This window comes from Bradyrhizobium sp. UBA2491, assembly GCF_002341725.1.
Taxonomy (GTDB): Bacteria; Pseudomonadota; Alphaproteobacteria; order Rhizobiales; family Xanthobacteraceae; genus Bradyrhizobium.
On sequence record NZ_DDOP01000003.1, the window covers coordinates 53,412 to 72,732 of the forward strand.

Consider the following 19,321-nt stretch of genomic DNA (forward strand, 5'->3'; position numbering starts at 1 on the left):
AACCGCGCCGCACGCAACGCAACAGAAACGGGCAGGGGAGCAAACCCTGCTGGATCGGGAGAGACTTCATGATTTCACGCCGCACTGCGCTGGGCCTGATCGGGTCGGGGATTTCGACATTCGCGATCGGCCGCGCATCCGCAGCCGATTATCCGGCGCGGCCGGTGCGCTGGATCGTGGGCTATCCGCCGGGCGGCGCCACCGACATCATCGCGCGCCTGATCGGGCAGCGGCTGTCGGAAAAGCTCGGGCAGCAATTCGTGATCGAGAACAAGCCGGGCGCCGGCAACAATATCGGCACCGAGGCTGCGATCAACGCCGAGCCGGACGGCTACACCGTGCTGCTGGTCAATCCGGCGAACTACATCAACGCTTCGCTCTATGCCAATCTGAAGTTCAACTTCGTGCGCGACGTCGCGCCGGTTGCCTCCTTCAACCGCGTGCCGAACGTGATGACGGTGAACAAGGACGTTCCGGCGAAGAACGTCGCCGAGTTCATCGAATACGTGAAGGCCAATCCCGGCAAGGTGAACATGGCCTCGTCCGGCAACGGCACCTCGGTGCATCTCTCCGGCGAGATGTTCATGTCGATGACCGGCTGCAAGATGCAGCATGTGCCGTATCGCGGCGCGGCGCCCGCGATCACCGACATGCTCGGCGGTCAGGTGCAGGTGATCTTCGACAACATGCCCTCGATCATCCAGCACATCCGTTCCGGCTCGCTGCGCGCGCTCGGCGTGACGACGACGGAGCGCTCCTCGCAACTGCCCGACGTGCCGGCGATCGCCGAGACCGTGAAGGGCTATGAGGCCAGCGCGCTGTTCGGCATGGGCGCGCCGAAGAACACACCGAAGGAGCTGGTCGCCAAGCTCAACGGCGAGATCAACGCCGTGCTCGCCGAACCGGACATGCGCAAGCGCCTGGTCGAGCTCGGCGGCGACTCGCTGATCCAGACGCCGGACGCCTTCGGCAACGACATCAAGGCCGAGACCGACAAGTGGAAGAAGGTGGTCGAGTTCGCCGGCCTCAAGGTCGAGTAGGTCTCGAGCTGAATGCGCAAGACAAGTCCGGCGCGCGCGGGCTTGTCTTGCGCCCGGCTGCAAAATTGACCGGCTTGAAGCCGAATAGGGTAGCAATCGGGAACCTAACCCGGTATGCCGCGCTTGAGTGACGGCGATACCCTGAGAGTCGGAGCGGGTTGGATCATGCGCACATGGCGATTGGCAGTGCTTGTCCTGGGAACGATGACGCTTGCCGGTGCGGCGGGCATCACGCCGGCCGCTGCCGATTATGACTATCCGTGGTGCGCGCAGGGGCCGGACCTCGGCTATCCCGGCGAATGCGCCTATCAGACCTTCGAGCAATGCCAGGCCAGCGTGTCGGGGCGGTATCTCGCTTGCGGTGAAAACCCGCGCTTCCTGTTTCGCCAGCCACCGCCGCCGTCGCCGCGCCGTGATCATCGCCGGCACCGGACGGTCTATCCCGACTAGGTCCCACCACAGCACGACGGTTGCCAGCGGCCACGACATCGATCGTCGCCCTGCCTCCATCCTGACGCGATCGTGAAGCGGCGCGCTTGACGCGGCGCGGTTTGCGCTTATACTAAACCGTATGGTTAAGTATCAAGACGAAGCGCTGGACCGCACCTTTGCCGCGCTGTCCGATCCCACCCGCCGCGCGCTGCTGGCGCGGCTCGGCGAGCAGGACGGCCTGTCGGTGAGCGAGCTGGCGCAGCCATTCGCGATGTCGTTGCCCGCGATCATGAAGCATCTCGACGTGCTCACGGATGCGGGTCTCGTCGCGCGCGAGAAGACCGGACGCACGGTGGCCTGCCGGCTCACTGCCAGGCCGATGGAGCAGGCGATGAACTGGCTCAATCGCTATGCGCAATTCTGGTCCGACAATCTCGACCGCCTTGCAGCTTTTGTGGAGGAAGACCCATGGTCAGTAAACCGGCCGAAAAATCCGCAGCCGCAGCCGATCTTGCCGCTCGCCCAGAGTCCGCGCGGCCAAGCCTCACCCTCACGCGGCATCTCCGCGCGCGGCCGGAAAAAGTCTACGCCGCGTGGACCGAGCCGGAAAACCTAGTGCACTGGTTCGGTCCCGGCGAACTCAAGCCCGGCACGACACAGGCCGAACTCGACGTCCGCGTCGGCGGACGCTACCGGATCAGATTCACCGGGATGAGCGGCGAACATCACGAGGTCGGCGGCGTCTATCGCGAGGTGGTGCCGAACGAAAGACTGGTGTTCAGCTGGGCCTGGCACTCGACCCCCGAGCGCGAGTCCGAGGTGACGGTGTCGATCAAGCCGGACGCCGGCGGCACGCTGCTCACCTTCCATCACGCCCAGTTCACAGACGAAACCGCGCGCGACAACCACAGGCGCGGCTGGAGCGAATCCCTCGGCAACCTGCAACAATATGTCGACGCCTGATCTGCAAAGGAGCATCTCATGCAACAGCACAAGATCGTTTCGCGCGACGAGTGGATCGCAGCCCGCAAGGCACTGATGGCCAGCGAGAAGGAGCTCACCCAGGCCCGCGAAGCGGTGAGCCGGCAGCGCCGCGAATTGCCCTGGGTCAAGGTCGACAAGGATTATGTGTTCGATGGGCCTGAAGGCAAGGTGACGCTCGGCGATCTCTTCAGGGGCAGGCCGCAGCTTGTGGTGCAGCACGTGATGTTCGCACCCGAATGGGACGCAGCATGCAAGAGCTGCTCGTTCTGGGTCGATGGTTTCGAGCGCATGGTGCCGCACCTGGCCGCGCGCGACACCACGATGGTCGCGATCTCGCGGGCGCCGCTGGCCAAGCTCGAGGCGTTCAAGCAGCGGATGGGCTGGACCTTCGACTGGGTGTCGTCGGGCGCCAACGACTTCAACTACGATTATGCGGTCACCTTCTCGCCTGAGCAGCTGAAGTCCGGCGCGACGCTCTACAATTACGGCACCACGCCGTTCGGCAGTGAGGAGGCCCCGGGCGTCAGCGTGTTCTATCGCGACCAGGACGGCGCGATCTTCCACACTTATTCGACCTATTCGCGCGGCCTCGACATGATGAATGCGGCCTATCACTATCTCGACCTGACGCCACTCGGCCGCCACGAGGAGGGGCTGCCCTATCCGATGGATTGGGTGCGGCTACGTGACCAGTACCAACCGGCGCCGGTTCAGGCATCCTGCTGTCACAGCTGACGCGCAACGCGTCATGCGCGGTCATTGCGAGCCATCCGTCGCGCCAATGCGCGTCCGATGACAGGTTCAGCGAAGCAATCCGTTGCGCTGCAAGCGCAGGATTGCTTCGTTGCTTCGCCCTTCGCAGTGACGACCAAATGGAACAGGGAAGCCCAAATGCCTTACGTCGATGGTTTCGTCGTCGCGGTGCCGAAGAAGAAACTCAAAGCCTATGCTCAGCTCTCGAAGAAGGCCGGCAAGGTCTGGCGCGAATATGGCGCGCTGGATTATCGCGAATGGGTCGCCGACGACGTCAAGCCGGGCAAGCTGACGTCGTTTCCGCAAAGCGTGAAGCTGAAGCCGGGCGAAACCGTCGTGTTCGCCTGGATCACCTACAAGTCGCGCGCCCAGCGCGACCGGATCAACGCCAAGGTGATGGCCGATCCTCGTCTGTCACCGACGATGAACCCGAACACCGTGCCGTTCGACGTCAAGCGGATGATCTATGGCGGCTTCGCCAGCCTGGTGAAGGTGTGAGGCGGCACGCTTCCGCCGCAATTCGCGCAGTAACCGTCCATTAAGCATCCCGCGCGGCGACCAGCGCGATGGCGCTTGCCTTTACTTGGCGATCCCGTATACTTTGCAATACAAAGTTCGGGCGAATCATGCGCGACCTCGACAAGGCGTTGGCCGACATCCTCGCGATCCGCAATCAGATTGCGGCAGGAACCGCGTTCCGCGGCTATGGTCCAGCGACCGTCGCCGCCACCAGCGGCATCGCATTCGTCACCGCGCTCGCCCAACATCTCTGGCTTGCCGATCCGACCGGCCATCCGATCGCGTTCCTCGCGGGCTGGGCGGCGGCCGCCCTGCTGTCGGCGGTGCTTATCTGGATCGAAATGCAGGCGCGCTCGCGGCGGCATCATTCCGGCCTTGCCGACGCCATGGTGCAACAGGCGATCGAGCAGTTCGTGCCGGCTGCTATCGCCGGCGTGCTGCTGGCGATCCTGCAATGGAAATTCGCGCCGGAGACGCTGTGGATGCTGCCCGGCCTGTGGCAGGTGCTGGTCAGCCTCGGCGTGTTCGCCTCGGTCCGGCTGCTGCCGCGCACGATCGCGCTCGGTGGCGCTTGGTATTTCCTGTCGGGCTTCACGGTGCTGCTGATCGCAAGCCAGAGCCACGCGCTGTCGCCCTGGACCATGGGACTGCCGTTCGCGATCGGCCAGTTGCTGCTCGCGGCACTGTTGTATTTCGCATCCGGAGACAATGATGCCGAAGACTGACGTGACCACCGCGCCATTCGCCTATGATGGCCTCGACCGCGTCATCCATGAGAAGGCGCGGCTCGGACTGTTGACCTCGTTGATGGCGCATCCGAAGGGGCTCGCCTTCGCCGATCTCAAGCAGCTCTGCGGGCTGACCGACGGTAATCTCAGCCGGCATTTGCAGGTGTTGCAGGAGGCCGGCCTCGTCGACGTCATCAAGGGCTATGAAGGCAATCGCCCACACACCAGCTGCCGGTTGACCAAGAGCGGCCGCCGCCGCTTCCTCGATTATCTCGCCGTGCTCGAGCAATTGGTCCGCGATGCGGCCAAGGCTGCCGGCACCGCCGAAAAGGACGACGGAACGTCCGGCCGGTTCGGTATCCAGCCGATTTGATCATCCCGTTTTTTGACCGGAGACTTTGTAATGCAAAGTAATGTCGCACTCGAGCCGGTGGCCGCCGCGCGGCTGCATGTCGGCATCATCATGGACGGCAATGGCCGTTGGGCGACGCGGCGCGGCCTGTCGCGGCTACGCGGCCACGAGGCCGGTGTCGAGGCGATCCGCCGCATCGTCGAAGCCGCGCCGGACCAGGGCGTCGGCACGCTGACGCTCTATGCGTTCTCGAGCGACAATTGGCGTCGTCCGAAGGCAGAAGTCACCGCGCTGATGGGGCTGCTGCGGTTCTATCTCGCCAACGAGATCGCCGCCCTGGTGCGCAATGGCGTCCGCCTCACCGTGATCGGCCGCCGCGACCGCTTGCCCGACGGCATTGCCAACGCGATCGGGCGCGCCGAGGCCGCGACCGCCGACGGCCCCACGCTGCATCTGCGCATTGCGATCGACTATTCGGCGCGCGATGCGATCCTGAACGCCGCGGCGCGCGCCGCCGATGCCGGTCAGTTGAGCCGTGAGAGCTTCGCTGACCTGATCACCGGCGAAGTCGGCCTGCGCGATGTCGACCTGATCATCCGCACCTCGGGCGAGAAGCGCCTGTCGGACTTCCTGCTCTGGGAAGGCGCCTATGCCGAGCTGCATTTCACCGAGCGGATGTGGCCCGAGTTCGATGCCCACGATCTCGCCGACGCGCTCGCCTCCTTCCATCGTCGCGAGCGCCGCTTTGGCGGGCTGACCGCGATCGCGCCGGCGGAGGTTGCGAACCTCTAGCGCGGCAGGCCGCGCCTTCCATTCTCTTCCAAAGCCCGGCCGGGGGGTTGGGCTCTCCATCACAAGATGCGGGGACGAACGATCACGCCAACCAAAGCGGGAGCGATCATCCATGCGCATACTTCTCATCAACGTGCCGCATCCGGCAATCGGCAGCCGGATTCCCGACGACCATCTGCCGCCGCTCGGCCTGCTGTCGATCGGTGGTCCCCTGATCGACGACGGTCACGACGTTGCTCTCGTCGATGCCGAGTTCGGGCCGATGCCGCTCACGGCCATCGTGGCGGAAGCATCGCGATTTTCACCTGATGCCGTCCTGTTCGGTCATTCCGGTTCGACCTCGGGCCATCCTGTCATCACCGAGGTGGCGCAGGCGATCGTCAAGGCCCTGCCGAACGTGCGGATCGTCTATGGCGGCGTGTTTCCGACCTATCACTGGCGCGACATCCTGCGCGAGGAGCGTTACGTCACCGCGATCGTGCGCGGCGAGGGCGAGGAGACCGCGCGCCAACTGATGCGGGCATTGGAGACCGGCGGCGATCTCCGCATCATCAACGGCATCGCATTCCGCGACGATTATGGGCCGCGCGTCACGCCGCGCGCGCCCGTGATCCGCGACCTCGATGCCTATCGGATCGGCTGGGAATTGATCGACCACGCGCGCTACAGCTATTGGGGCGGGCTGCGGGCCGTCGTCGTGCAGTTCTCGCGCGGTTGTCCGCATCTCTGCAACTACTGCGGCCAACGCGGCTTCTGGACGCGATGGCGGCACCGCGATCCCGTGCGCTTCGCCCGCGAGCTGGCGCGGCTGCACCGCGAGCACGGCGTCAAGGTGATCAACTTCGCGGACGAGAATCCGACCGTCTCGAAGAAAGCCTGGCGAACTTTCCTCGAGGCGCTGATCGCGGAGAATGTCGATCTGATCCTGGTCGGATCGACTCGCGCCGACGATATCGTCCGCGATGCCGACATTCTGCATCTCTACAAGAAGGCCGGCTGGCAGCGCTTCCTGCTCGGCATGGAGAACACCGACGAGAAGACGCTGGAGCTGATCCGCAAGGGCGCCACCACCACGACGGACCGCGAGGCTATCAGGCTGATGCGGCAACACGGCATCCTGTCGATGGCGACCTGGGTGGTCGGCTTCGAGGAGGAGACCGATCGCGATCACTGGCGCGGCCTGCGGCAGCTGCTGTCCTACGATCCGGATCAGATCCAGATGCTCTACGTCACGCCGCATCGCTGGACGCCGTATTTCCGCCTCGCGGCAGAGCGACGCGTGATCCAGACCGATCGCAGACTCTGGGACTACAAGCATCAGGTGCTCGCGACCCGGTACATGCCGCCATGGCGCGTGCTGCTCTGGTTCAAGTTCACCGAGATGGTGCTGCAATGCCGGCCGAAGGCCCTGCTGCGCGTGCTGCTGCATCGCGACGCCGGGCTGCGGCATGCGATGCGCTGGTACACGCAGATGGGACGCCGGGTCTGGCCGCACGAAATTCTCGGCTTCCTGCGCGACCGCAGGCTGAAGGACGGCCCGACGGTGCGGGAGTTCTGGGGCGCGCCGCAGGATGGCGAAGAGGAATCGATGTCGTCGCATCGGCCCGAGCGCCACGTCGGATCGTCCCGCGCGGCGTAAGTTCATACCGTCATTCCGGCTCTGGATAACTGGCGCTGATGACTGGACGTCGGAGTCATCAGCGCGATAATTTCCAGATCGGCTGCGCAGAACAAAAAGAACCGTGGCGGTCGAGGCTTCGAGTTGAGCATACAGATTGCGATTCTAAAAATATTGGCCAGTCACGTCAGCGGAAGAGCCACACTCGACTCACTGAAGCACGACCTTGCTATCCTCTCATCGAGCGGCGACGATTGGCATGCGCGGATCAAGCGCCTGGCGTCGCGGGTTCCCGAACTCGACATCTTCGGCAACGGCTATTTGCTGCGTGACGTCGACGGTTGGGAGATCACACCAGCCGGACGCGCGTTCCTTGCCGCGCTCGAGGCCGTCACGCAGGACAATCTGCCGCCCGCACCATCGGCCGAAACTCCGGTTCGCGCCGAGGGCACGTTGATCGTGGTCGGTCACCGCTTCCGGAACCGGACGCGGCCACAGCCCGATCCCGAGCAGAGCGTCACGGTGCGCCGCCAGCCGTCCCGCGAGCCGCGTTGAACCTCACAGCGTCGTGCGCGACCTAACTTCGGGACGTGGTTCTGGAGGTCGCGAATGACTGCCTTGGCTCAATCGATTGCGCGTGCGTTTCCTGCCAATTCGCTTCGGAGCAATGTCGTCCGGCATCTCCTACTGCTGGCCTCGGCCGTGGTGTTCGTCGCGATTCTCAGGGCCAGCTATGGTCTCGACCTCAGCGTCGCTTTCTTCTGAAGCATGATCCGCAAACGCGTGAAGCGGCTTCCGGCGCGACAAATTTTCCGCTCGCAAGTCATACTAGGTTAACCGGACCGGGCTAGCTAAGCGCACGCTTTCCTCGACGCTTTCCTTGCATCTCGAACCGGGCCGATCTTCCATGGATAAGCCGATGCGCTGCCAGTGCGGCAGGACGCGAACCATTGTGCTCGACAAGCATTTCCGTACCGCGCTGGTATGCCTGAAATGCGATGACGTCGAGCAGGCCGCGCCGGCCAAGCCGGCGGAACAGGTGTTGACCGCGCGATAGCGCGGTCGTCTTCGGCATCGAAACCCGCTAGGTTCCGTCTCACGAAACGGTCCAAAGCGAAACCAGATGCCGCATCCTTCCAATCCGCCTGCCGTCACCCTCGCCGACGTGCGCCGTGCCGCCGATGTCATCAAGGGCGCGGTCATGGTGACGGCGTGCAACGAGAGCCGCACGCTCGGCGAGATTTGCGGCTGCCGCCTGTTCCTCAAATTCGAGAACCTGCAATTCACCGCGACCTTCAAGGAGCGCGGGGCGCTGAATCGCCTGCAGGCGCTCTCGCCGGACGAGCGCAAGCGCGGCGTGATCGCGATGTCGGCCGGCAATCATGCCCAGGGCGTGGCCTACCACGCCAAGCGGCTCGGTATCCCGGCCACCATCGTGATGCCGGTCGGCACCCCGATGGTGAAGATCGAGAACACCCGGCGGCACGGCGCCGAGGTCATCATCACCGGTCAGACGCTGGAGGAGTGCTTCGCGTTCGTCAGCACGCATGCCGCGCAGCGCGGCCTGATCCTGATCCACCCCTATGACGATCCGCTGATCATCGCCGGCCAGGGCACGATCGGGCTCGAGATGCTCGAAGCCGTGCCGGAGCTCGACATCCTGGTGGTGCCGATCGGCGGTGGCGGGTTGATCTCCGGCATCGCCACGGCCGCCAAGGCGCTGAAGCCGTCGTTGCAGATCGTCGGCGTGCAGGCCCAGCTCTATCCCTCGATGTACAATGCCGTCCGTGGCGAGCAGCTGCCGATGCGCGGCGACACGCTTGCCGAAGGCATCGCGGTCAAGGCACCCGGGCAGATCACCACGACGATCGTCCGAGAACTCGTCGACGATATTCTGCTGGTCAGCGAGGACCAGATCGAGCGTGCGGTCGCGACCCTGATCTCGATCGAGAAGACCGTGGTCGAGGGGGCCGGCGCCGCGGGCTTGGCCGCGGTGCTTGCCGCACCCGAGCGCTTTGCTGGCCGCAATGTCGGCCTGGTGCTGACCGGCGGCAATATCGACACCAGGCTGATCGCCTCGGTCCTGACCCGCGAGCTCGCGCGCGAGGGACGGCTGACCCAGCTCGCGCTCGACATCATCGACCGGCCCGGACAGCTCGCGGCGGTGTCGATCCTGCTTGCCGATGCCGGTGCCAACATCATCGAGGTCTCGCATCAGCGCACCTTCTCCGATCTGCCGGCCAAGGCGACGCTGCTCGAGCTCGTGATTGAAACCCGCGACCGCGCTCACCTTGAGGCCGTGCTGGCCAGGCTCGGTGCCGAAGGATTTGTCGTGCACGAGCGCTAGCCGGCGCAGTACCTATCCGCGCGCCGAAGCACCTGAGCCGTCATTCTGAGGTGCGAGCCTTGCAGCGCTGGGCGAGCCTCGAAGGATGTACGGCCACCGGCGGGGCCGTCGATCCTTCGAGACGCCTGCTGCGCAGGCTCCTCAGGATGACGGGCTTTGAGGCAACTGGCTAGTCACCTGCCGCCAACTCGGCGAGCTTCGCGATGGTGTTGATATTGCGCGCTGTGCCGCTCGCGGCGGCGGCGATCTTCAGCTTGGAGCGGCCCATGCCGCTGCCAAAGGCGACGTAGATCTCGCGTTTGCCGAGCCGCACCTGCTCGTCCTGCTGGCCCTTGATATCCTTCAAGGCATCCTTGGGCGGCGGCGCGTCGAGGAAGATCGCGACCGTCAAATTCGGCGGCTCCTTCGGGAACGGATTGGCTTTCAGCACCGCGGCGATCTCGTCCGCGCTCCTGACGATGACGCCGACCGGCTTGCCGGCATAGGCGTGCAGCCGCTGCTCCAGCGCGGCCTTGACCTTGGCCGCGCCGAGCTTCGAGGAGAACACGACGTTGCCGCTTGCGATGTAGGTCTGCACGTCGGCGAACCCTTCGGCGACGCACATCGCCTTCAGCTCCGGCATCGGCAGCTTGCCGGTGCCGCCGACATTGACCGCTCGCAACAGGGCGACATAGCGCGGCATCACGGCCTCACGTCAGCAGCAGCGCCATGCCCGGATCGCCCTTCTGCATCGCGCGCTGATAGGCCGGGCGCGCGGCGATGCGGCCGAGATAGTTCCTGATGTTGGGGCAGCGGCCGAGGTCATAGGGCAGGAAGTAGCGCATGGTCGTGAGCGAGAAGCCGATCATGATGTCGGCGGTGGTGAATTCGTCGCCTGCGAGATAGCGCGCGTCGCGCACCCGGGCCTCGATCAGATCGAACGAGCGGTCGACCCGTGCCCGGGTCGCCACCAGCATCGGATTGTCGGCCGCGAGGTTGAGGCGGTTCAGGATCATGCTGCGGCCCATCTGCGCCTGTAGCGTGCCGTTGGCGAAGTGGAACCAGTACAGGAACGGTGCGAAATCAGGATGATCGGACTTCAGCGTCAGGCGTCCATCGCCGTACCTGGCGACGATATACTCGACGACAGCGGCGGATTCGGCGAGCACCAGATCGCCATCGGTGATGACGGGCGCGGCGCCGATCGGGTGCAGCGCCTTGTAGTCGGCCGGCGCGAGGATCGTGACCGGATCGCGCGCATAGCATTTCAGCTCGTAGGGAATCTCCAGCTCCTCGCACAGCCAGACGATTCGCTCCGATTGTGACTTGCCGAGATGGTGAACCGTGAGCATGCGCGCTCCTTCAGGCATCTGCCTTCTTCTTTGGCGGCTTGGCCGGCGGCGGCTCTTCCATCGCCTTCTTCATGGCCCGGGCATAGGCGTCGGCGGCGTTCTCGGCCGAATTCTGCAACCGCTTGGCGGTCGCGGTCGCGTTCAGCATGGTGCTCTTGGCGAGGAAGCGAAAGCGCGCCTTGGTCTCCTTGTCCTTGGCTTTGGCCGCGCGCGCAACCCAGACGGCCTGGCGCTTCTTGGCCGCCGCCATCACGGCCTTGGTCTGGGTTCTTGCGGTTTGCCGGATGACGGCGTCGAGGTCGGCTTCGGCCATTCAGATACACTCATTGACTGGACATGCGCCGGACGGGCGCAGGGAGGGAAGGGAGCTATCACTAGCGCAACCGGTGCCATTTGAACATGCGATCCTTTCGCGATGCTCGGAGACGAGCCCGATGAACGACCCTACCGGTCGCGTTGTTCGGCATGATATAGCGGCACCGCCCGGCCGAAGCGAAGGCCGCAGTCGAAGCGAGGTTTCGATGCCAGCGATCAGCCGACGGAGCCTGCTTGGCGGCCTTGCCCTGCTGGCGGCGACACCTTCGCTTGCCGCTGCGACGTCCGAGACGCTGAGCGTCGACGCCGATGAAGGCCGCGTAACCCTCAATCGTTTCGCCGCAGCGCGTCCCGGCAAGCGGCCGGCCGTGCTCGTGCTGCACGGCTCGCGCGGCTTCGATCTCAGGCCGCGGGCCTATCAGCGTTATGCCGACGCACTGACGGCTGACGGCATCGACACCTATTTCGTTCGTTACTATACGCCGGCCGACGAGCGGGCCTTCGCGGCGATGCAGACGAGCGCGCGCCGCGAGGTCTACGAGGCGGGGCGCTTCGATGTCTGGGCCGCGCGGGTTTCGTCGGCTTTGTCCGCGGTGCTGGCGGGCGCGGACAGTTCCGGCCGGGTCGGACTGCTCGGCTTCTCGCTCGGCGGCTATGTCGCCGCGGCCGCGGCGGCCCGCGACGCGCGGGTGTCCGCGTTGGCCGTGCTGTATGGCGGCATGCCCGACCAGATCGCGCCGCAGGTCAAGCACCTGCCGCCGCTGATCGAATTGCACGGTGATGCCGACCGCAACGTGCCGCTTGCCAGCGGTGAGGATCTCGTCAAGCTCGGCAAGTCGGTCGGCGCGGCGGCGGAGATCGTAAGGTACAAGGGCAAGGCGCACGGTTTCGACTTTGCCGACAATGATCCAATGACCGCCGATGCCGTCAGCCGCGTTGCGGGCTTCTTCCAGGCGCGCCTGAGCGAGGCTTGAGGCCATGCCTCGATGCCGCGCGCGCTAGCCGGCAGTCGAACCCGGCGGCATTTTTGTCCCGGCGAGCAATCCGGCCAGCTCGACCTGGCGGCCGAGCCCGGTCTTCGCCAGCACGGCCTTGAGTTGGTTGCGCACGGTCTCGCGGGAGATGCCGAAAGCGCCGGCGATCGCCTCGACGGTTCGTCCCTCGCCGATGCCGCGCGCGACGCGCGCTTCCGCCGGCGTCAGGTCGAACAGGCCCTGCAACACTTCCGCGGTGGGCACTTCCGCCGGCACCACCGGCGTCACGATCACGATCGCCGACGCGCGGTCGAACAGGTCGCGCGCCGCGCCGTGGATCGGGACCAGATGCACGATCAACGGCGGGCGATCGTCATGCGCCGCGATCGGCACCGAGCGGACCTCCGTGCTGACGAGACCCTGGTCGAGCACGGCCAAGGCCTGGGCGAACAACGAGTCCGCGGCGGTCGCCGCCAGCGCGAGGCGATCGGCGCGATCCTGCATCACGTCGGGCACCAGCCGATCGAACAGCGCGTTCGTCGCCATCAGGCGGCCGCCGCGCCGCAGCACCGCCGCGGGCAGGCCAAGCATCGCCAGCGACCCGGTGGCCGCCTTCGCGCGCTCCATCCCGAGCCGCGCCGACAGCAGCGCGGCTCGCGCCAGATGCGGGCGCAGTGCATCGAGTTGCGCGATCGCCTCCCGCTCGATCGGTCCGTGCTGATACTCGCGCTCGACGCTGTAGATCAGCACATCGCCGCTCGGCACCGGAATCGCGGTGCCGGCACCCCATCCGAGCCCGCGCGGTCGGAAGAACTCGCGGATCTGCAAATCCTGCTGGACCTCCTCGGGCGTATCGAACACGTCGATGTCGCGCAGGAAGCCTGCATGATTGGCCGCGAGCAGGCGCGGCAACCGCCCGTTGCGCTCGTGCCAGCCGCCTTCGACATAGGCGACCGTATCCTCGTGCATGTCGGGCGATGCGACCCAGCGGACGTCGTGCGGGGCTGCGGTCAGCAGCACGATACCGCGCGCCTTGGCGATCCCGCCTACCCGATGCAGGACGTTCGGCCACAGTTCAGGGAGGACCGCGGCCTCGTAGGCCAGTTCGATCAGATGCTCGTGCAGGTCGTTCGCCATCGGCCATCCAGGACACTGTGTTACCCAGTAGACAAACCCATCGACCCCGGAAATATTGCGTAGAGCAATTCTGCCCGGCTCACGAGTCCGGGCCATTCCGGGGCGCTCGACGGCATCATGACGCTGTCCGGCGTTTCGCCGGCTTTGCGCGCGATTTTCGCGCAGGCGCAGTGGCCCGTCCTCGCTTGGCGGCGACCCGATGCGCGGCGGCCAGCCCGGCCTGCGCCCATGCGACGAGTTCGTCGGGTTCATCCAGCAGCCGCTCCGGCACACGCCAGAATGCCAGGTCGATGGTCGTACCGTTCTTGGCATAGTTGAGCGGAGGGCTCGTCGCAGCCTCCGCGAACGTCTCGCGATTTCGATCGTCGACCCGCACGTAGAGCGAATTGTCGGCAACCATCCCGAGCATCAGGCCGTCGCAGAATACGCCGGTCTTGCCGAACATCCGCCGCATCGTGAGCTGGCCAAGCGGCGCGAGTTGCTCGCGCAGGAATTCGGCAAAGGCGATGCTGGCAACCATTCCCGGTCTCTCAAGGCAATCAGGATCTGCCGAATGATGACCGGAACCTCAGCCTCGGACAACCGCTGTGATGCGATCCGGAGCGGGAAGGAAAGCCTGGGGTGTTCGTGTTTGGGAAAGGATGGATTGGCGCGAAGCGCTAGGGGAGCGCGGAGAGGTTCTCGCCGGAAGCTGTTGGGAGAGCACCTCGGTGCTCTCCCGACAATGGCACTTAGTTGCAGCCGCAGCCGTGCGAGCGACCGCCGCCCAGGATGCCGGACAGGATGTTGGTGTTCTTGAGGCTGATCGGCAGGATGGCCGACACGTTGGTCTTGTTGCCGTTCAGGACGTTGACGCCGCCACCGAGCACGTTGACGTTGTTGAGGGCGTTGACGTTGAGCGCGGAGACCGCGGTCGTGATCGGAGCCAGCACGGAGCCGATCAGGCCACCGCCACCGCCACGGGGGCCACCAGCGAAGGCCGGCGAGGCCATGAGCGAGGCGAGAGCGACGGCGACGATATACTTCTTCATGACTTCCTCCGTTGTTATCGAGCCAAGCCGTTTGCTTGGTGGCCGCCACTATCCACGCTCCGGATTCGACTACAACTTGAAGTGGTTTTTTACTCTAATACTTAGCGTTAACCATGTTATCAAAACCCCTGATGGCTTCATTGGTGCTGATAATCCCATCAAAATCGCGCAGGCGCCGGCAGGCTCGAACGAGTGAAATCAACCAGAAATTGCTGATTTAACGGCCGATTAACCATGATTGCCGACCCTGCGCATGGAGGGTCGGGTGCATGATTCGGCGTGCGTTGTTGGCGGCAGTTGTTGTTGCTTCGCAGTTCGGCGTCTCCGCAGGCCTTGCGCAGACCGCTCCGGCGGCCGAGACGGTAGCGGTCAATGCAGGTTCGATCGGCCTGCGCACGGGCTATGATTCCAATCCGACCGACATTCTCGGGGCTCATGGCAGCCCGTTCGCGACGCAGACGATCAACTACGATTACCTGCGTGGCTCGCTCCAGGACGGCATCATCGGGCTCAACGTCAAGATCGCCGACACGCAATACGATCCGAACGTTGCGGCGCCCAGCACCACCGCCATTATCGCCGCCAGCGGGGCGATCGAGCTTGCACCGAAGCTGGCGTTGCGCACCACGCTGACGACGTCGGTCGACGACAACTGGGCGCGCCGCTCGCACGGCCTGCAACTGCGCAACCGGGTCGAGTACGACACCACCGACTTCAGGTTCTTCGCCAACGTCGACACCGGCATCAACTCGCTGAACGAGCGCAACATCTTCACGCTCGGCGACTTCCTGCCCCAGGACGAGAACTTCGTGACGCGTACGTTCATGCCGGGCTTTGCCTACAAGTTCGCGACCGGCGAGATCGGCTCGTCCGTCGCTCTGTCGCGCGTCAGCTACTTCGCCACCGACCTGTTCGGCCTCGATCGCAGCCATGACATCGTGCAGCCGAATGCGTTCGTGACGGTGAAGGCCAATGGCGTCGAGGTCGAAGGGTCGCTGTCGCCATACTTCGCCAGGTACGACACGACCGATTTCGACGACGTCAAGCAACTGCTCTACACCGCCAAGGTCAAGTATCAGACGGGGGCATGGACCTTCGGCGTCGGTTCGTCGCGGACCATTCAGGACACCACGCTGTCGTTCGCGTCGCTCGACGTCGGGCTGTCGCACGAGGCTTCCGTCAGTTACAAGTTCGACGACAAAAACGCCGTCAGCCTGCTGGCGCGCTATCGCCGTGACGATTACCTCAACACCGACCTGTGGAGCACGACGTTTCTCACCGGGTTCGATTTCGCCCACGATTTCGGCGACGGATATATCGGCACCGCGGGAGCCTCCGTCCGGCAGGTCAGGCGACCCGACGAGGTCCAGCCCTGGGCATTGAACGTGCAAATCGGGTTCCAGAAGAAGCTCGATTTCGGCGACGTGCCGAAGGCGGCCGATGCCAAGGTCGCCGAGGTCAAGCCCAAGACCTGATGTATTGGACCTGATGTATTGGACGTGACGATCGAGACGTGACGATCGAGACGTGACGAGTGAGCTCGAGCGGTCGCGACCTCGCGATCTCCACCTCGCAATCGCGACAATTGGAAACGTTCGGAAGCGTTACGAAACGTATTCGGCGCCAAATTGCCGATGCGTCGGGCCAACGTGACACGTCTGCAACGCTGCTCGCGATCATGCGCCCATGAACATCCTTTAATTTGTGTTCGAGCAATTCATCGCGCCAGTTTGCGAGGGCGACGACGACGCAAGCCGATCCCATCGGGCTTCAGCGGATGTCGTTCATTCGAAGCGCGATGGAACTCGCAGGAAGGGCCGATGATCAGCCGCAGGGCGCTTTCCGGACTATTGGTGACGCTGGTTGGACCCTCCTCGGTTGCCGGCAACGCGCTGGTGCTCGGCCACTGCCGGGGATCGTGTGCGAATATCGATCTGCCGGCGCTCGGCTACGATACGTTTTGCCAGTCGTTCTTCGACATCGCGGCGAGCGGAAGGCTGAGGGCGGTGGCAACCGGCCCCGAGATTCGAAGGGAGATGCGGTCGCTGTTTCGGGAGCGTCGGCTCTATCGCCCGTCCCACGACGACATGCGGATCTTGTGGCGCGACGCGGCCGACGGGTTCTCGGTCGTCAAGGTCGAGTTCGATCTGGAATGTGGCGTGCCGGTGCGCGGATGTCTCGGAGTTCCCGATGGCGAGCTGAAGGGGTTGATCCTGCTCGGCCATGGCATGGCGAGCACGCCGGAGCGGTGCTTCGATGATGCCGACAAGGACTACATGAACGCGCTCGGCAAGCAGCTGTGCCAGGACGGTTACGCCGTCTGGTGTCCCTACATCGTCCAGATCGGGAATCTCGAGAGTCAGAACAATATCGCCGCGATGCTGGCATCTCACGGCGTCTCAGCGCACAACGTGTCGTGCGCGTCGATCGACGCAGGCGAAATCGTCTGCAGGAAATTGACCGGGGTATCCGGCCTGAACGTCGGCGTCTATGGAGTGTCCTGGGGGGCCTTCCTCGCGCTCCATCTGGAGGCTGCCACCGGTCGGATGCGGCCGACCGTCGTCTCCGGATACATGCGTGACGAGAAGAAGTTTCTGATGTCGCCCGTGATCAGCAAGAACCTCGGCATCGAGCTTGCGGCTTACATCCACTTCAGCAATGGTCGCGCCAAATATACCGGCGCGGAGCTGGCGTGCCTGACCTGTCCGTGTCCGCTATTCGTCGAGATCGGCAATCGCGACGCCGCAAACACGACGGAACTCGGACGCGACGAGAAGTTCGCGGAAATGCAGTCCGTCTATGCGTCGTCAGGTCACCCGCATTCGATCGAGATGGCGGTGTTCGACGGCGTGCACGAGGTCGGCGGCACGCGCGCACGGCCATGGCTGTACCAACAGCTGACATCGCCCGCCTACCAGTTCACCTCGCGCCTGAAGAACGCCGTTGCGCTGTGAAGATCGCCGTGCGCCGTCATCGCCTCATCCGGCGGCGCGCCGCCTGGTCAGGCTGGACTCGACCAGCGCGATTAGCTCCCGTCTGAACGGCGGCGAGGCCAGCAATCCAAGCCGCGCCGCGTCGTGAACGGCGCCGGCCACGGCGGCCGCGAGAACCTGCGCGGCGATCTCGGCATCCACGGCGGCGTTGCCTCGCCTATTGACGATGAAGAACGCGTCGCATCCCCTCCGGTACTCCATCTCGAACCGGCGATGAGTGGCCTCGCTGGCCGCGTCGCGCGGGGCTTCCTCGAGCAGCACCCGGTGCGCGGCGGGAAACCGACGATGCACCGCGATCATGCCGTCGACAAACGCGGCGATGCGGCGCGCGCGAGGCGTTGCCGTGTCGGCCGACGCGCGCAGCACCGCAAGCACCTCGTCGAAGTGACGGCGCCGGACCGCCTCGACCAGCGCCAGCTTGTTGGGGAAGTACTGATACAGCGATCCGATGCTGACGCCGGCCGTCTCGGCAACCGCGTTGGTGGTCGTCGCGGCCCAGCCGCGCTCGCCGAGAATGCGAGCCGCGCTCTCGAGGATGACCTCGATGGTGGCGCGCGAGCGGGCCTGTCGTGGCGCTTTCCGCATCGTGCTCGTCGGTTTCGGAATGCGAGTAGTCAGGCGCGGCTCCCCGTGAATAATGTGAGCGAAGTACTCATATTTCATCCGATGGACCAACCGAGTCAAAGGATATTGATGATGCGGGAGATCGCGCGCGAGGTCAGGCTGAAGATCAGGCCCGAGGGACTGCCAGGACCGCAGCATTTCGAGCTGGTTGAGGTGCCGCCGCCGGTTGCAGGTGCGGGCGAGGTGCTGGTGCGCAATCGCATGTTCCTGGTCTCGGCCTCGCTCCGCCAGATGGTGAGCCAGGGGGCGGAGGATGTGCCGGGGGTCCCGTTTCCGGCGCTGCGTCCCGGCGACGGGCTGCGCGGCGAGGCGATCGGCGAAGTCGTGACGGCGCCGCCGACCAGCGGCCTGTCGCCGGGTGACATGGTGCAGCACATGTTCGGCTGGCGCGATTTCGCTGCCGTTCCGGCCGCGCAATGCATCAGGTTGCGGATGCCGCTGCCCGATCCCCTCGGTTACCTCGGCTATCTCGGGCATGGCTGGACCGCCTATGCGGCGCTGACGCGTGGCGCGCAGATCCGTGCCGGCGACACCGTTTTCATATCGAGCGCCGCGGGGGCGATTGGCTCGATGGCGGGGCAGATCGCTCGTCTGTTGGGCGCGGGGCGCGTGATCGGCAGTACCAGTGCATCGGCGAAAGCGGATCGGTTGGTCGCCGAACTCGGCTACGACGCCGCCGTGATCCGCGGTACCGACAAACCCTTCGTCGCGCAATTGCGCGAGGCCGCGCCCGACGGCATCGATGTCTTTCTCGACAACGTGGGAGGCGAGCAGTTGCAGGCCGCCGTTACCGTTGCGCGCGACAACGCCCGTTTCGTCATCACGGGGACATTGTCGGGGCAGCTTGCGACGACTGGAACCGGGCGTGTGGCGCCCGTGGCGCTGGACTCCACCCAGATCCTGCTGCGCAAGATCACGATCCGCGGCTATAGCGCCGACGACAATCCGGAAGCACGCGACGAGTGGTTCGACCGTCTGCCTGATTGGTGCCGCGCCGGCGACATTGCGCTACCTCATATCGTGATCGACGGGCTGGCGCAGGCCACGCTTGCGCTGGCAGATACCGCCCAGGGCCGCTACTTCGGCATGGTCGTCATCAGGCTTTGATCGCCTGTCGGGCTGACGGCTGTCGATTCCTGTCACGCGATGCACATCGTGACCGGTGAAATGGCGTGCCAATCCGCGACGGCCGCGCCTCTTTCGTGTATCCGCCGTCCCTTCAATCCGTTGTCGTCAACCTGAACCCGGAACCAGGGTTACAGGATTGTCGGATCGGACCCATTATGATTTGCTGCAACGCATCTTGCCGATCCCTGACCTTCCCGGGTCTGGGCACGTCGACGTCATATCC

At 64.8% G+C, this 19,321-nt stretch carries 25 protein-coding genes and 1 pseudogene; 19 read left to right on the forward strand and 7 right to left on the reverse strand.

The window, feature by feature from the left end; genetic code table 11:
- Window positions 1–68: 68 nt before the first annotated feature.
- The 14 genes and pseudogenes from B2W55_RS00885 to B2W55_RS00950 all read left to right on the forward strand — a co-directional run bounded on the left by B2W55_RS00885 (window position 69) and on the right by B2W55_RS00950 (window position 9,565).
- Window positions 69–1,040 (forward strand): Bug family tripartite tricarboxylate transporter substrate binding protein, encoded by a 972-nt coding sequence (locus B2W55_RS00885; protein WP_024584537.1) that lies wholly within the window; start codon window positions 69–71, stop codon window positions 1,038–1,040.
- Window positions 1,041–1,205: 165 nt separating this feature from the next.
- Entirely contained in the window at window positions 1,206–1,490 is a 285-nt protein-coding gene (locus tag B2W55_RS00890) for a DUF3551 domain-containing protein (protein WP_024584536.1), read from the forward strand.
- A 121-nt stretch (window positions 1,491–1,611) separates the two neighbouring features.
- Window positions 1,612–2,088 carry an ArsR/SmtB family transcription factor gene (locus B2W55_RS00895; RefSeq protein WP_024584535.1) on the forward strand — a complete coding sequence of 159 codons (477 nt, stop codon included), beginning with the start codon at window positions 1,612–1,614 and terminating at the stop codon, window positions 2,086–2,088.
- Window positions 2,073–2,435, forward strand: a pseudogene (locus B2W55_RS00900) (SRPBCC family protein); the annotation flags it as partial. The gene B2W55_RS00895 and the pseudogene B2W55_RS00900, both read left to right, overlap by 16 nt.
- An 18-nt stretch (window positions 2,436–2,453) precedes the next feature.
- Window positions 2,454–3,191, forward strand: a complete 738-nt coding sequence (locus B2W55_RS00905) for a DUF899 domain-containing protein (protein WP_024584533.1) — start codon at window positions 2,454–2,456, stop codon at window positions 3,189–3,191.
- Between the two features lie 156 nt (window positions 3,192–3,347).
- Entirely contained in the window at window positions 3,348–3,707 is a 360-nt protein-coding gene (locus B2W55_RS00910) for a DUF1428 domain-containing protein (protein WP_024584532.1), read from the forward strand.
- Window positions 3,708–3,835: 128 nt separating this feature from the next.
- The gene (locus B2W55_RS00915; RefSeq protein ID WP_024584531.1) at window positions 3,836–4,453 is read left to right on the forward strand and encodes a hypothetical protein; all 618 of its coding nucleotides are present in this window, start codon (window positions 3,836–3,838) and stop codon (window positions 4,451–4,453) included.
- A complete protein-coding gene (locus B2W55_RS00920) occupies window positions 4,440–4,829 on the forward strand; it encodes a transcriptional regulator (RefSeq protein ID WP_024584530.1) in 390 nt (129 codons plus the stop codon). The genes B2W55_RS00915 and B2W55_RS00920 overlap by 14 nt, the downstream gene beginning before the upstream one ends.
- Before the next feature lie 30 nt (window positions 4,830–4,859).
- The gene (locus B2W55_RS00925) at window positions 4,860–5,600 is read left to right on the forward strand and encodes a di-trans,poly-cis-decaprenylcistransferase (protein WP_024584529.1); all 741 of its coding nucleotides are present in this window, start codon (window positions 4,860–4,862) and stop codon (window positions 5,598–5,600) included.
- Between the two features lie 112 nt (window positions 5,601–5,712).
- Window positions 5,713–7,239, forward strand: a complete 1,527-nt coding sequence (gene bchE, locus B2W55_RS00930) for a magnesium-protoporphyrin IX monomethyl ester anaerobic oxidative cyclase (protein ID WP_024584528.1) — start codon at window positions 5,713–5,715, stop codon at window positions 7,237–7,239.
- 123 nt (window positions 7,240–7,362) lie between these two features.
- Window positions 7,363–7,773, forward strand: a complete 411-nt coding sequence (locus B2W55_RS00935) for a hypothetical protein (RefSeq protein ID WP_024584527.1) — start codon at window positions 7,363–7,365, stop codon at window positions 7,771–7,773.
- Between the two features lie 54 nt (window positions 7,774–7,827).
- Complete coding sequence (locus B2W55_RS00940) at window positions 7,828–7,983, forward strand: response regulator (RefSeq protein ID WP_168200196.1); 156 nt, start codon at window positions 7,828–7,830, stop codon at window positions 7,981–7,983.
- 142 nt (window positions 7,984–8,125) lie between these two features.
- Window positions 8,126–8,275, forward strand: coding sequence for a hypothetical protein (locus tag B2W55_RS00945; RefSeq protein WP_157817076.1), 150 nt, complete (start codon window positions 8,126–8,128; stop codon window positions 8,273–8,275).
- A gap of 66 nt (window positions 8,276–8,341) precedes the next feature.
- On the forward strand, window positions 8,342–9,565 hold the full coding sequence (locus B2W55_RS00950) for a threonine ammonia-lyase (protein ID WP_024584525.1): 1,224 nt from the start codon (window positions 8,342–8,344) through the stop codon (window positions 9,563–9,565).
- Window positions 9,566–9,734: 169 nt separating this feature from the next.
- Here the strand turns inward: B2W55_RS00950 and B2W55_RS00955 are convergent, their stop codons facing one another.
- From B2W55_RS00955 to B2W55_RS00965, 3 genes are read right to left on the reverse strand one after another with little or no spacing between them, the layout of a single operon-like run.
- Window positions 9,735–10,247, reverse strand: coding sequence for a DUF1697 domain-containing protein (locus B2W55_RS00955; RefSeq protein ID WP_024584524.1), 513 nt, complete (start codon window positions 10,245–10,247; stop codon window positions 9,735–9,737).
- A 7-nt stretch (window positions 10,248–10,254) separates the two neighbouring features.
- Window positions 10,255–10,896, reverse strand: coding sequence for a glutathione S-transferase family protein (locus B2W55_RS00960; protein WP_024584523.1), 642 nt, complete (start codon window positions 10,894–10,896; stop codon window positions 10,255–10,257).
- Between the two features lie 10 nt (window positions 10,897–10,906).
- Complete coding sequence (locus B2W55_RS00965) at window positions 10,907–11,209, reverse strand: hypothetical protein (protein WP_035637036.1); 303 nt, start codon at window positions 11,207–11,209, stop codon at window positions 10,907–10,909.
- A gap of 208 nt (window positions 11,210–11,417) precedes the next feature.
- On the opposite strand from B2W55_RS00965, the gene B2W55_RS00970 reads away from it, so the two are divergent.
- Window positions 11,418–12,185: a dienelactone hydrolase family protein gene (locus B2W55_RS00970; protein WP_024584522.1), complete on the forward strand. Its 768-nt coding sequence runs from the start codon at window positions 11,418–11,420 to the stop codon at window positions 12,183–12,185.
- 24 nt (window positions 12,186–12,209) lie between these two features.
- Here the strand turns inward: B2W55_RS00970 and B2W55_RS00975 are convergent, their stop codons facing one another.
- From B2W55_RS00975 to B2W55_RS00985, 3 genes are all read right to left on the reverse strand, one after another.
- The gene (locus B2W55_RS00975) at window positions 12,210–13,322 is read right to left on the reverse strand and encodes a helix-turn-helix transcriptional regulator (RefSeq protein ID WP_024584521.1); all 1,113 of its coding nucleotides are present in this window, start codon (window positions 13,320–13,322) and stop codon (window positions 12,210–12,212) included.
- A gap of 115 nt (window positions 13,323–13,437) precedes the next feature.
- Window positions 13,438–13,842 carry a TfoX/Sxy family protein gene (locus B2W55_RS00980; protein ID WP_024584520.1) on the reverse strand — a complete coding sequence of 135 codons (405 nt, stop codon included), beginning with the start codon at window positions 13,840–13,842 and terminating at the stop codon, window positions 13,438–13,440.
- 211 nt (window positions 13,843–14,053) lie between these two features.
- A complete protein-coding gene (locus B2W55_RS00985) occupies window positions 14,054–14,353 on the reverse strand; it encodes a hypothetical protein (protein ID WP_024584519.1) in 300 nt (99 codons plus the stop codon).
- Between B2W55_RS00985 and B2W55_RS00990 the strand changes: the two genes are divergently transcribed.
- From B2W55_RS00990 to B2W55_RS01000, 3 genes are all read left to right on the forward strand, one after another.
- Complete coding sequence (locus B2W55_RS00990) at window positions 14,352–14,549, forward strand: hypothetical protein (protein ID WP_145987140.1); 198 nt, start codon at window positions 14,352–14,354, stop codon at window positions 14,547–14,549. The two genes, B2W55_RS00985 and B2W55_RS00990, sit on opposite strands and share 2 nt — an antisense overlap.
- Before the next feature lie 91 nt (window positions 14,550–14,640).
- Entirely contained in the window at window positions 14,641–15,828 is a 1,188-nt protein-coding gene (locus B2W55_RS00995) for a hypothetical protein (protein ID WP_145987141.1), read from the forward strand.
- Between the two features lie 159 nt (window positions 15,829–15,987).
- Window positions 15,988–17,307: a hypothetical protein gene (locus B2W55_RS01000; RefSeq protein ID WP_160306657.1), complete on the forward strand. Its 1,320-nt coding sequence runs from the start codon at window positions 15,988–15,990 to the stop codon at window positions 17,305–17,307.
- A 24-nt stretch (window positions 17,308–17,331) separates the two neighbouring features.
- Here B2W55_RS01000 and B2W55_RS01005 read toward each other — a convergent pair whose 3' ends face one another.
- Window positions 17,332–18,009: a TetR/AcrR family transcriptional regulator gene (locus tag B2W55_RS01005; protein WP_244442328.1), complete on the reverse strand. Its 678-nt coding sequence runs from the start codon at window positions 18,007–18,009 to the stop codon at window positions 17,332–17,334.
- 33 nt (window positions 18,010–18,042) lie between these two features.
- Between B2W55_RS01005 and B2W55_RS01010 the strand changes: the two genes are divergently transcribed.
- Window positions 18,043–19,077, forward strand: a complete 1,035-nt coding sequence (locus B2W55_RS01010) for an MDR family NADP-dependent oxidoreductase (protein ID WP_024584515.1) — start codon at window positions 18,043–18,045, stop codon at window positions 19,075–19,077.
- Window positions 19,078–19,321 lie beyond the last annotated feature (244 nt).